This window comes from Alcanivorax sp., from assembly GCF_014762765.1.
Classification (GTDB): Bacteria; Pseudomonadota; Gammaproteobacteria; order Pseudomonadales; family Alcanivoracaceae; genus Alcanivorax.
The window spans coordinates 1-11,680 of the sequence record NZ_JABURH010000151.1 but is presented as its reverse complement, the minus strand read 5'-3'; the positions used below and the strand labels follow the sequence as shown (position 1 = coordinate 11,680).

11 protein-coding genes are annotated in these 11,680 nt (G+C 59.5%); 1 reads left to right on the top strand and 10 read right to left on the bottom strand.

Features of this window, described 5'->3' with window-relative positions:
* Positions 1-44 precede the first annotated feature (44 nt).
* The 10 genes from HUJ17_RS10955 to HUJ17_RS10910 all read right to left on the bottom strand — a co-directional run bounded on the left by HUJ17_RS10955 (position 45) and on the right by HUJ17_RS10910 (position 10,074).
* A complete protein-coding gene (locus HUJ17_RS10955; RefSeq protein ID WP_290510722.1) occupies positions 45-191 on the bottom strand; it encodes a hypothetical protein in 147 nt (48 codons plus the stop codon).
* Positions 192-321: 130 nt separating this feature from the next.
* Positions 322-909: an ANTAR domain-containing protein gene (locus tag HUJ17_RS10950; RefSeq protein WP_035246751.1), complete on the bottom strand. Its 588-nt coding sequence runs from the start codon at positions 907-909 to the stop codon at positions 322-324.
* Between the two features lie 172 nt (positions 910-1,081).
* Positions 1,082-1,489, bottom strand: coding sequence for a globin family protein (locus tag HUJ17_RS10945; protein ID WP_290510721.1), 408 nt, complete (start codon positions 1,487-1,489; stop codon positions 1,082-1,084).
* 62 nt (positions 1,490-1,551) lie between these two features.
* Positions 1,552-2,133, bottom strand: coding sequence for a DUF3365 domain-containing protein (locus tag HUJ17_RS10940; protein ID WP_103917990.1), 582 nt, complete (start codon positions 2,131-2,133; stop codon positions 1,552-1,554).
* Positions 2,134-2,180: 47 nt separating this feature from the next.
* Complete coding sequence (locus HUJ17_RS10935) at positions 2,181-3,515, bottom strand: cytochrome c3 family protein (protein WP_290510720.1); 1,335 nt, start codon at positions 3,513-3,515, stop codon at positions 2,181-2,183.
* Between the two features lie 10 nt (positions 3,516-3,525).
* Entirely contained in the window at positions 3,526-5,508 is a 1,983-nt protein-coding gene (locus HUJ17_RS10930; RefSeq protein ID WP_290510719.1) for an FAD-dependent oxidoreductase, read from the bottom strand.
* A 45-nt stretch (positions 5,509-5,553) separates the two neighbouring features.
* Positions 5,554-6,732 (bottom strand): alginate export family protein, encoded by a 1,179-nt coding sequence (locus HUJ17_RS10925; protein ID WP_290510718.1) that lies wholly within the window; start codon positions 6,730-6,732, stop codon positions 5,554-5,556.
* Positions 6,733-6,859: 127 nt separating this feature from the next.
* A complete protein-coding gene (locus HUJ17_RS10920; protein ID WP_063508974.1) occupies positions 6,860-7,699 on the bottom strand; it encodes an ABC transporter ATP-binding protein in 840 nt (279 codons plus the stop codon).
* 17 nt (positions 7,700-7,716) lie between these two features.
* Positions 7,717-8,718: an ABC transporter permease gene (locus tag HUJ17_RS10915; RefSeq protein WP_063508973.1), complete on the bottom strand. Its 1,002-nt coding sequence runs from the start codon at positions 8,716-8,718 to the stop codon at positions 7,717-7,719.
* Between the two features lie 27 nt (positions 8,719-8,745).
* Entirely contained in the window at positions 8,746-10,074 is a 1,329-nt protein-coding gene (locus tag HUJ17_RS10910; RefSeq protein WP_290510723.1) for a CmpA/NrtA family ABC transporter substrate-binding protein, read from the bottom strand.
* A 629-nt stretch (positions 10,075-10,703) separates the two neighbouring features.
* Here HUJ17_RS10910 and HUJ17_RS10905 point away from each other — a divergent pair.
* The coding region (locus HUJ17_RS10905) for a YbfB/YjiJ family MFS transporter (RefSeq protein WP_290510717.1) at positions 10,704-11,680 on the top strand (977 nt) is incomplete at its 3' end.

Here is an 11,680-nt window from a genome sequence, read left to right as displayed (position 1 = left end):
TAGATTACGAGCCAGCCTGAAAGACTGAGCTCGCAATGGGTTTTTCAGCAGCCTGCCAGCGGCTGACGGCGAACGCTGGATGCCTGACGCTTGACCACCTGAACACCTTCAGCCGGTGTAGCACGCCATACCTTTTTGGTGGGTGCCTCGATCAGGCTGCGCGATTTTCTCAATGGGCTCACTCTTCTCATGCTCGCTCCAGTTTTGTGGGGCCGGTCGTTTGCTATGCTCTGCGGGTGCGACCGCGACTCTCCCCCAGCTCAAGGGCAAAAAAATTCGCGATGGAACCATCGCTCCCACAGGGAAAGCTGGGCAATTCCATCACCCCTGCGCTTTCAGCATCTCGGCATAATCCAGCACCGACCTGGCCACCTGGATCAGTGGCTGGCCGGTATTCATGGCCTGGCGCCGCAGGGTGCTGTAGGCATCCTGCTCGTTGAGGCGGCGGCGTTGCATCAGCAGGCCCTTGGCCCGCTCGATGATCTTGCGTTCTGCCAGCGCTTCGCGGGTCTGTTCCAGCTCTTCGCGCAGGGCCTGGTATTCCCGGAAACGGGCGGTGGCCACGCGCATCACGCCACGCACCCGGGCCAGATCGGTTTCCCCGGCCACATAGGCACTGACGCCGGCACGCAGGGCAGCCACGATCAGATCCTCGTCGTCCTGGTTGCAGAACATGACCATGGGGCGCGGCATATCCCGCTGCACCAGGGCCATGCTTTCCAGGGTGTCCCGGTCCGGCGCGTCCATGTCCACGATCACCACATCCGGGTTACTGGAATGCACCTTCTCCGCCAGCCCGGCAGCACTGGTCAGACGACACAGGATCTCGTGCCCTTCGTCGATCAGGGCACGCTCCAGAATGGCGGCGCGCGGTGGCTGGTCATCCACCAGCATGATTTTCAGGGCCATAGTGTCGGTAGCATCCGGGGATTGAGTGTTACTGGATTGGTTTGCAACGGTTGTGCCAGTCATTCGTTTATTAACCCACTGTTTTTGTTTGCTATTCCTTTTTCACCATAAGGCCCCCCGCAAAGCGCACCATAGCGGTGCACTCTGCGGCGCCAAAACGGCGCCTCGCGGCTCAGTAGTTCGCGGCATCAATCATGGTGCTGGCCAGCAAGGTATAGGCCTCTGTCCAGGCCGATTCTGTGTCGGCATCGAAGGCGTCGCCCAGGCCCTGCGCCAATGTCCAGAGCAAGGCCTGCGCCACGGCGTCGTAATCTTCCGGTTTAACGCCGTAATCCTTATGGCGTTCACCCAGCTTCTGGACGGCGGGCACAATGGTATCGAGCCTGTCGAGCCCCTTTACCGCCACACCAATCATGCTCATCAGTTTCTTGCCCTGCTCTTCCATGTTGCCCTTGAAGAGTGGTTCCAGTTCCGGGGCCTGGGTAAACAGGCGCTGATAAAACAGGGCGGCCGCCTGATCGGCAATGCCTTCCACTTGCTGCCAGCTGGCCTGCACCCGCGCAATATGTTCCGGTGTCATGGTCTTTCTCCCGCTATTGGGTAAGTGCTTGCACGCACAGCGTGCAAGCAGGGTGTTGACGGTTACATGGGTACGCGAATCACCACGCCACCCATCACATCGCCCAGCTCGAAATCCGTTTTGGGAGAGTCCTTGTGGTTGTTGTGACAAGCCGCGCACGGGGCGGCCACCGCCACATCCGGGTATACCGCCGTGTAGTAGGTCGTGTCGCCAAGAGCCTCGGTGCCGTAAAAGTTCTTGCCCGGGTTATCGACGATGTACTGCAAGCCTTCTTTTTCCAGTTCTGTTTTGGGCGCATTTTGTGAATTGATGGGCCACAGTGACTGCAAGGAATAGGAGAAATCACTGGATACCTCGGCCACCGCTTCCGCCCCGTAACGGAACATCTGCGCCGGCAGCGGTGCGCCGTTTTCCAGGTCTTCCCAGTACTCATGGGGTTTGATGCTGTCAGCACCCGCCGGGCCCAATCGCCCGATGATCATCTTGGTGTAATTGGTGCGGTCCGCGTTCATCACTGCGAACAGGGAATCGGTATAGACCTGTGGATCGATACCGACGGCAGGTTTGCTTTCCTGGCCGCCTCCGCAGGCACTTAACAGTAGTGTGGCCAAGGCTGTAGCGAACAACGTTCTTGAATATTGCATGGGTGTTACCTCCTCAGGTTCAGGAACCTCTGAATGAAACATCAGTATCAGTACGGTCCTCGCTTTCCTTCCCGGGCCTTGTCCCGCTCCACAGCCATATCCACCGATGGCACATGGTGTTCGGGTTTGCCCTGAAAGTTCTTTTCCACCAGATGCGGATCAGCCAGCGCATCAATGGCGAATTCCAGCCCGTGGCATTGCATGCACACTGGGCGAATCATTTTTTCTACCGGACGCAGGGTCAGGCTCTGGTTGTGTTGCACCAGCACATCATCGCCATGGGTTTCCCGGGGCATATGGCAGGTGGCGCAGGTCACGCCACTACCAGGGGGCAGCTCGCCGCGTTTTTCCGCTTGCCATAATCGGTGGTGGCTGGAGCGAAGGTATTCGTTGCTGTGTTCATCGTTGTGGCAGCCCAGGCAGCTATCCACGGCAGCTTTTTGGGTGTCGAAATCATGGGCACCATGGCAACTGATACACGTGAGCTCCCGGTGGCTGGCTTCCACATGCATGTTCAGCATCGATTGCGATGGCGTCATGGGTGATAACTCCATGGCCAGTCGCATGCCGTGGCGGCCCTGGAGGAACCCCTCGTTTTCCTGCTCATGACACTGGGCGCACTGCAGCGGCGCTGGCTTGTCGACCCATTGATCGGCATCACCATGGCAGGCGGTACAAGCCACCCCGGCTTCCGCATGGGCGTTGCCATCCCAGTGCTCCGGCACGGTTTTGTCTGCGGGCGGCTTCCCGGAACCTTGTATCAGGGCAACCAGATCTGCGTCGCTCATCCGGCTGGCCAGGTTGCGGGGAGTCAGGCGGGGGCGCTCACTGAGCCAGGGCTCATCGGCATGGGCGAGCAGGAAATCTTCATAGAGCGCCAGGTTGTCATGGAAGTTATGGCAGCCGGCGCTGGCACAGGTATCGAATGTCATGCCTTGGTGGCTGGGGCGCTCTTCGCCAATGTCCTGATGACAATGCACACACATATCCATGGGCAACGTCACTCCCATGCCCACATCCAGCTCCGGCCGGTGCTCCATATGACAGGACACGCAGTAGCGGGCGTCCACATTGGCCAACCGGTTAGCGTTGCGCGGGTCAGTGAATTTGGATTTCGGGTGTGAGTCCCTGGCATCAGCAAGCTGCTCACCATGACAATTCACACACGCGTTTTGCAGCACATCCTGGCTATTGAAACCTTCGTCATGGCAAGCACTGCATTGCAGCTCAATCTGGTGATGGCCATGGGTCATGGCACCGGGAAGAAAGGCACTCTTGGAAGCATCGTTATCCAGTAATGACATGCCCAGCCAGGCCGCCAGTGCCAGCGACCCCAACAGCCATAGCCCCCACCACAGTGTCTTGATCCCCGGCTTCCCCACAGGCATTCCCCTAGAAGTAGTACGCAGACAGGATGTGAAACACCAGCAGCGCAGGTAGCGGCCAGCACACCAGAATATGCAACCAGGTACTGCCCTGACGCAGCCGCCCCATGGCCGGAACCGAGCCCTGCAACCGGGTCAACAGGGCTGCCGTCATCCCCACTATTCCCACGCCCAGAAAGCTCAGCATCAGCCAGCGATTCAGGTTGTCCCCCAGGGAAAAACCGGTGTGCCCGTAAAGCAGCGCCAGCGCCATCGCCCCGAGTGCGGCATGGGCAATACGCCACCCGCTGAATCCCCCCATCGGCAAACCGGGAAAGCGCTTTTTCAATGACATCAGCAGTAAAAGCAGTGAAGCGATCAGCACTGCATAGCCACTCCACTGTCGCCATAGAGGGTTGCGGGAAACCTGCTCGAAGAACCCCATTTCCAATACCGACGTGGCCGGCATCGGTGGCGGAAGCCATAACGCGCCCCCCAGGAAAACAGCAGACAGGGCGGCAATAATGGCCAGGCTTCGACCGCCGGGCACACTCCGTTTGGCAGCGCCCTGCCCGCCACAAAGGCTGTCCAGAAGCGGCTCGCAACCGCCACAGACAGTGGCAGCTCCACTCGCCTGCTTCAGATCCGTCACCGCGGTGACGCCGCGATCCAGATATTCCTGTAACTGCCCGCGGGTCAGGCCACGGCATTGGCACACCACCGTCGCAGTCGGCCACTGCCCCACGGATTGGTCGTTGCTGTCACCCGGATTTCCCGTCAGTACAAAGCGGCCGACCTGCCAGGGCCACAGGCGCTTGCCATCGCGGATGCGATTGAGCACCTGTTGACGTTCCGGCCAGGGCCCCACCGATACCGTGCCGACCACCCGCCCGGTACGCACCATCAGCGCGCGATAGATGCCCTTTTCACGGTCGCGATAAACCAGAGTGCGATGCACCAGGCCACGCTCTTCATCACTGAACAGGCCGGCACTGAAGACTTCCAGCGACAGCACCTTGAGCCAGGTGCTGTCCGCCACCGGCATGTAGCTGACCGCTTCCCCGGCCAGATTGGCCGCTGCCACCCGAGCCTGTTGCAGGGCTGGCATAACCAGCCCGCACACCCGGTCCTGAAACTGGGCGCACTCTCCTACCGCATAGATATAGGGGTTGGATGTCTGCATACCCGCATTGACGCGAATACCATTGGCCACGGTGATGCCCGCCCGTTGGGCCAGCGCCGTGCGCGGAGCAATGCCGGTGGCAAACACCACGGTGTCACAGGGCAGCAACTGATCGTCTGCCAGGCGCACCCCTTCCACCCGCTCCACACCTTCCACACGTTTCACCCGGGCAAGCAGGCGTACATCCACTCCCGCGCTGGCGAGGTTGTCGGCCACCATGTCGGCGGCTTCTGAATCCAGTTGCCGGTTCATCAAGCGGTCGGCGTGTTGTATCAGGGTAACTTTGGTACCAAAACGGCACAGGCTATGGGCGGCCTCAATGCCCAACAGGCCACCTCCGATCACCACGGTATGAGTGCTACGCAGCCGGCGTGCCATCAGTGCCTGGGCATCATCCATATCGCGAAAACGCAGCACACCGGAAAGTTCGGCGCCGGGAATACCGGGAATATGGGCTTCACTCCCCAGCGCCAGTACCAAACGACCGTAGGGATGGCGTTGCCCAAGGCTGTCCTCAACCCAGCGTCGCGCCGGGTTGATTGCAATAATGGCCCGCCCCACCAGATGCTCCACGTTCGCATCCAGTTCGGCGGGCAGGTTAGTCAGATCATCAAAACCGGTGGAACCGGACAAAAAGGTGGATAGCTTGACGCGATCATAGGGCGCCCAGTCTTCCTGGCCGAACAGCTTGACCGGCGTGGTAACGCCACGACGGCGCAGCTCCACCAGACACTGCATGCCCGCCGGGCCATTGCCAACAATGATCAATGGCCGCTCGGTTTCGCTTTGCGGAATCTCGCTGTCAGGGAAAAACTGCCGTGCTTCCACCTTTCACCTCCGTAACGGTTTTGATGAAGGTTGCTGAAGTCAGGATCAGAGCTTCAGTTCTGCCCAGGCCCACAGTTTTTGTGTATCCGAGCCGAAATCATCGGCGCTGTAGTCGGCGTATTTCAGGCCCACCACGTAGTGCTTGCCGATGGGGCGAGCCACCAGCAGGTTGGTTTCCGTGCCGTAGTCACTGCTGCCCTCTTCGGCCTGGAAGTCGTGATACACCGCCGCCAGCTTGAATCCGGCCAGTTTGGTGCCGACGCTGACAAAGCTGTCTTTCAGGCCATCCGCCGGGGTTACCAGGAACTGGTCCGCCCAGCCATTGAAGGCATGCTTGGTAGCCAGCGGCGTCTGGAAGGCAATCTGACCGTCATCCGAACCCAGCACTTCCTGTGCCACTTTCACGGTGACCCCGGCCATTTCTGCGCCCACTTCGGCGAAGACGTAGTCGGTATCGCCGGCTTCCACCTCTTGGCGGGCGCCTTCCAGGGTGAGAAGCAGCTTTACGGCATCCAGATCGAAGGCACCGGCATAGCGCAAACCGTAGGTGTCGTTATCGGAATCGGGCACGTTATCGGTTTCCAGCAGGTAACCGTAGGCGGTGAGGGATCCCCCCGGCGCACCAGCCCAGCTGGCGTTGAACAGGGTATTGGACACATTGGCATCGAACTTGGGCGTAATGCCGTTTACCTGGGTGAGATAGGCCGTGGAGAAAGAAAAATCACCGGTGCCGTAATCCACCTTGGCGCCATCAAAGGTCTGCTCATCCTGACGCCAGCCCACGTTGCCGACGAAACGGGCGTTGTCGTAGATAATGCGTTGACGGCCATAGGTGGCCACCAGACCGTCGAGCGCATCGCTGCCGGTATAACGCACTGCGGCGCGATTAAGCTCGGTGACTTCCGGATCGGCGATCACCGGGTAGCCGGTCATGTGCGGCGCAAAGTTGTCGACCTTGCCGACAATGCGTGTGTCTTCAAACTCCCCCAACACATCAAAACCGTGCAACGTGCCGCTCTGGTAACCCAGACGGGTGCGCAGGGTGAGTGCCTGGGCATCCTCTGCGGCACCGTCGCTATCCACTTCCTCATGGCGCAAGCGCAGATTCAGCAGCGGCTTGCCGGCTTTCAACGCGGTGATAAACGCATCGTCTTCGGCGTGAGCCGCCCCCGAAAAGCCGAGCGTGGACAGGATGACGCCGGCGGCAATGGCAGAATATTTCATGGTCGTTTCCTCGAAGTAATTTCCCAAAATAAAAAACAGTGATGTGCTGTCATCAGGCACACCTTCCCCCTGCCCGCTTTTCCGTGTGCGAAAAAAGCAGGCGAATAAAATCAGTCATAAACGGGTATCAGGCCCGTTTGCGCACGGCGCCAGTGGCAGCGTCAGTACGCTTGGGCAGCGGTTCCACCTTGCGCTGTTTCTCGTACAGGAATTGCAGCACCTGCTGACGACAACGGACGAAGGTGGGATCGTCAGCCAGGGCCAGGCGGTCCCTTGGACGCGGCACATTGACGTCCAGAATCTCGCCGATGGTGGCGGAGGGCCCATTGGTCATCATCACAATACGGTCGGACAGCAACACCGCCTCATCCACATCATGGGTAATCATGATCACCGTGGTACCCAGCTGAGCATGGATCTCCATCAGGGAATCCTGCAGGTGGGCACGGGTCAGCGCATCCAGCGCACCAAAGGGTTCATCCATGAGCAGCACCTGGGGCTGCATGGCCAGGGCCCGGGCGATGCCCACGCGCTGCTTCATGCCACCGGAAATTTCGTCCGGCTTCTTGTGCATGGCATGGGCCATGTGCACCAGCTCCAGGTTATGTTCCACCCAGTCACGAATCTCGGCTTTCGACTTGGTTTTCTTGAACACCTGCTTGACCGCCAACTCCACATTTTCGAACGACGTCAGCCACGGCAGCAGCGAATGGTTCTGGAATACCACCGCCCGCTCGGGGCCGGGTTCGGTAACTTCCTGCTTGTCCAGAATCACCCCGCCATCGGTGGCCTGTAACAGGCCGGCGACGATATTGAGCACTGTGGATTTCCCGCAGCCGGAGTGGCCGATCAGCGAGACGAATTCACCGGCATCAATTTTCAGATTCACATCTTTCAACGCTTCGAACGTGCCTTTCGGCGTGTCGAACTTCATGCCCACGTTGGAGAGTTCCAGTAAGGCTTTCATGTCGTTTCTCCTATCCTTTAGCGCTGCACGGAAGATTTGTCCCACACCAGCGCGCGCTGCAGCATCAGCATCAGGCGATCCAGCAGGAAACCGATCAGGCCGATGACGATCACCGCCACCATGATCCGGCCCAGGGACTGGGAGCTGCCGTTCTGGAATTCATCCCAGACGAATTTCCCCAGGCCCGGGTTTTGCGCCAGCATTTCTGCGGCGATCAGCACCATCCAGGCAATCCCCAGGCTCAAGCGCAAACCGGTGAACATCATCGGCAATGCAGAAGGCAGCACGATCTTGCGGACATGGCTCAGTGCATTGAGACGTAGCACTTTGGACACGTTGACCAGATCCTGGCTAACCGATGTCACACCCACTGAGGTATTCATCAATGTGGGCCACAGACAGCACAATGACACCGTGAACATGGATGTCAGGAAGGACTTGGCCACCATCGGATCATCCGTCACATACACCGCGCTCACTACCATGGTCACCAGCGGCAGCCAGGCCAGCGGCGAGACCGGTTTGAACAGCTGAATCAGTGGATTCATGGCCGCGTAGGCAGTACTGCTCAAACCGATCACGATGCCCAGAGGAATGGCAATCAATGACGCCAGCAGGAAGCCACTCATCACCGTGATCAGGCTGGTTCCGATCTGATCAAAGAAGGTCGGCGCACCGGTGTAATCCCGGTAAACCGGCTCCCACTCCGGCTGTTGCTGCAACCGGGCGGCAATGTACTTTTCCTGGCGTTCGTGAAACGCCACTTCCTTGGCACGGGATGCCTGATGTTCATCCACCAGAGACCCTGCCTGCTCCCAGACATCAACCGGTCCAGGGAACTGGCCCAGCGAGGTGTCGATCCGCTGAGCGGCCAGTTGCCAGAGCAACAGGAAGATCGCGATCCCCATCACCGGCCATATCAACTGACGTAGCAGGGCCTGCCACTGGTCACCGGTCATCTTGCCGGTAGCCAATGCACGGTAGGGTTCCATCCAGGTTGGGAAAGTCAGGGTCACCATGATTGCTTCTCCTCAGGTGGCGAGCGCTTAAAGCGCGTCGCCCTCTTTCAGACCGATCGGAAACTTCGCCAGATACTCGTTCGGCTTGCGACCGTCATAGCTGATGTTGTCGATAAAGCCTTTTTGCGGTGGTTTGAAACCATCTTCGGTGGCGAAATCCGGGAATTCGTCCGCAGGGATTTTGCCTTCGGCGATCAGTGACTTGGCCGCTTGGGCATAGATGTCCGGGCGATAGACTTTCTTGGCGATATCCATGTACCAGCTATCCGGTTTGGACTCGCTGATCTGGCCCCAACGGCGCATCTGTGTCAGGTACCAGATCGCATCGGAGTAGAACGGGTAGGTAGCGTTGTAGCGGAAGAACACATTGAAATCCGGCACCTCACGCTTGTCGCCTTTTTCGTATTCGAAGGTGCCGGTCATGGAGTTGGCGATCACGTCATAATCCGCCCCCACATAGTTCGGCTGGGAAAGGATCTTCACCGCTTCCGGACGATTGGCGTTGTCGTTCTCGTCCAGCCACTTGGCGGCACGGATCATCGCCTTGACCACACGGATGTGGGTGTTGGGGTATTCCTCCGCCCAGGACTTGCTGACCCCGAAGACTTTTTCCGGATTGTTTTTCCAGATTTCGTAATCGGTAATCACCGGCACACCGATGCCCTTGAACACGGCCTGCTGGTTCCAGGGCTCACCCACGCAATAGCCATGAATGGTGCCGGCTTCCAGGGTGGCGGGCATTTGCGGTGGCGGCGTCACGGACAGCAACACATCCGCCTGCAACTGGCCGCTGGTATCGCCCTTGTGCGGCGCGTAATAGCCCGGGTTCAGGCCACCAGAGGCCAACCAGTAACGCAGCTCGTAGTTGTGGGTGGACACCGGAAACACCATGCCCATCTTGAATGCCTTGCCGGCTGCCTTGTATTGCTCCACCACCGGCTTGAGGGTGTCCGCCTTGATCGGATGCACCGGTTTGCCATCCTTGCTGGGAATATGCTTTTTCATTTCTTCCCAGACGGAATTGGAAACGGTGATGCCGTTGCCGTTCAGGTCCATGCTGAAGGCAGTAATAATATGGGCTTCGGTCCCGTAGCCGATGGTCGCCCCCAGCGGCTGCCCGGCCAGCATGTGAGCCCCATCCAGCTGACCGTCGATCACCCGATCCAGCAACACCTTCCAGTTAGCCTGGGCTTCCAGGGTCACGAACAGGCCTTCTTCCTCGAAGTAGCCTTTCTCGTAGGCGATGGCCAGCGGGGCCATATCCGTCAACTTGATAAAGCCGAACTTCAGGTCGGCCTTTTCCGGCCAGCCCACCGCATCGTCCGCCACGGACGTGGCTGACAGGCCCAGTGTCATCGCAGCCAGCACACCACGAAATGTTTTCTTGAAACCTTTCATCATCCTTCCCTCTTCAGCCCGTTTTTTGCAGGCATAAAAAAAGCGCTCAAAGCGTCCCGCCACCATTGGCAGGAATCTTTGAGCGCCTTTGCTCGCATCGGAGTGCGGTCGCCGTTGACCACACAGATGGTTATCTCGCGCACAACGCAGTGGTTGTGCTTACCCTGTCTTAAGGCAAATGCTGTGCCAGTTTTTAAAAGACTGATTTTTCATGGGGTTAGCGATATCAGGCACAAACCGACTCCACATCAACGCCCGGTTTTCGCCCAGCAGGCACTGTTGTGAGTCAGGGCTTTCTCACCAAAATGCATCACGGTTTCGGTGCCGCTCATTGTCTTCGCCAAAAACCCCGCGTTTTGCCCTGCCCTGGTGAAAAAAGCACGCACTGCCTTCGACCAAGGCCGCATTTATCACTGCGATGAATAATGAACATCATTCGAATGATGAAGCCGAACACGGCACAGCCTGTTAGGCTGCGCGCTCCATTGCGGTGGTGGCACAGATCCACAATCGCTAAAGACACAGTAGGAGCCTGCCTGCAGGCGAATGGCACCAGCCCTGGCAGCAGACAAAACGGAATCGTGTTGATGAACACAGACAGAGATCACCTGCTCACCGCCATCGCCGGCGCCTTCAGTCTGGTGATTGCCCTGGGCATTGGCCGCTTCCTGTTCACCCCGGCCCTGCCCGACATGATCGCCGAGACCTCCCTCACCGCCATCAGCGGCGGCTACCTGGCGGCCATCAACTACGGCGGCTACCTGGCCGGGGCCATGCTCGCCATGGCGGTGCCCGCCCACCGGGCCCGCACGGCGTTCTGGCTGGCCCTGTGGGTCAGCGTAGTCACCAGCATTCTCATGGGCCTGAGCACCACCTTCACGCCATGGGCCATCAACCGGTTCCTGGCCGGTGTCGCCAGCGCCATCATCATGGTCAACGGTTCCGCCCTGGTGCTGGGCGCCATGCCCAATCATCTGCGTGCCCGGCTGGGCAATATTCACTATGCCGGCATCGGCCTGGGCATCAGCATCGCCGCCCTCACCGTTGCCCTTATAGAAAGCCTGCGCGGCAGCTACGCCACCATGTGGCTGGCCTGCGGCGCCCTGGCCCTGATCCTGCTGCCACTGCTACGCCGCATTCCCGCCCTGCCCCACGCCAAACACAGCCAGCACGAACGGGCACCGGTGAACCGCTCGGCCCTGGGCTTTCTGATCGCCAGCTATACCCTGGCCGGCTTCGGCTACATCACCAGCACCACCTACCTGCCGGTGATCGCCAAAGCCCAACTGCCCGGCCTGGACAGCGCCGCCTTCTATACCTGGCTGGCCGTGGGCCTGGCCGCCGTGCCCGCCAACCTGCTGTGGGGCAAACTGGCCAGCCACACCAGCGAACGTAACGCGCTTATGGCCGCACTGGTGGTTCAGGCCCTGGGCGTCAGCGCCCCCGCCTGGTTACCGGGGCTGACCGGGCTGGTCGTCAGCGGCCTGCTGGTGGGCGGCACCTTCACCGCCGTGGTCGCCCTGAGCATGTACTGCGGCCGCCAACTGGCCCCCCACGCCGCCAG

Bases quoted from the DNA above. Each gene is read 5' to 3' on its own strand.
- HUJ17_RS10945 (WP_290510721.1), bottom strand. From the start codon at position 1,489: ATGACACCGGAACATATTGCGCGGGTGCAGGCCAGCTGGCAGCAAGTG.
- HUJ17_RS10925 (WP_290510718.1), bottom strand. From the start codon at position 6,732: ATGAAATATTCTGCCATTGCCGCCGGCGTCATCCTGTCCACGCTCGGC.
- HUJ17_RS10920 (WP_063508974.1), bottom strand. From the start codon at position 7,699: ATGAAAGCCTTACTGGAACTCTCCAACGTGGGCATGAAGTTCGACACG.
- HUJ17_RS10950 (WP_035246751.1), bottom strand. From the start codon at position 909: ATGGCCCTGAAAATCATGCTGGTGGATGACCAGCCACCGCGCGCCGCC.
- HUJ17_RS10910 (WP_290510723.1), bottom strand. From the start codon at position 10,074: ATGACACTGGGCCTGTCAGCCACGTCCGTGGCGGACGATGCGGTGGGC.
- HUJ17_RS10940 (WP_103917990.1), bottom strand. From the start codon at position 2,133: ATGCAATATTCAAGAACGTTGTTCGCTACAGCCTTGGCCACACTACTG.
- HUJ17_RS10955 (WP_290510722.1), bottom strand. From the start codon at position 191: ATGAGAAGAGTGAGCCCATTGAGAAAATCGCGCAGCCTGATCGAGGCA.
- HUJ17_RS10915 (WP_063508973.1), bottom strand. From the start codon at position 8,718: ATGGTGACCCTGACTTTCCCAACCTGGATGGAACCCTACCGTGCATTG.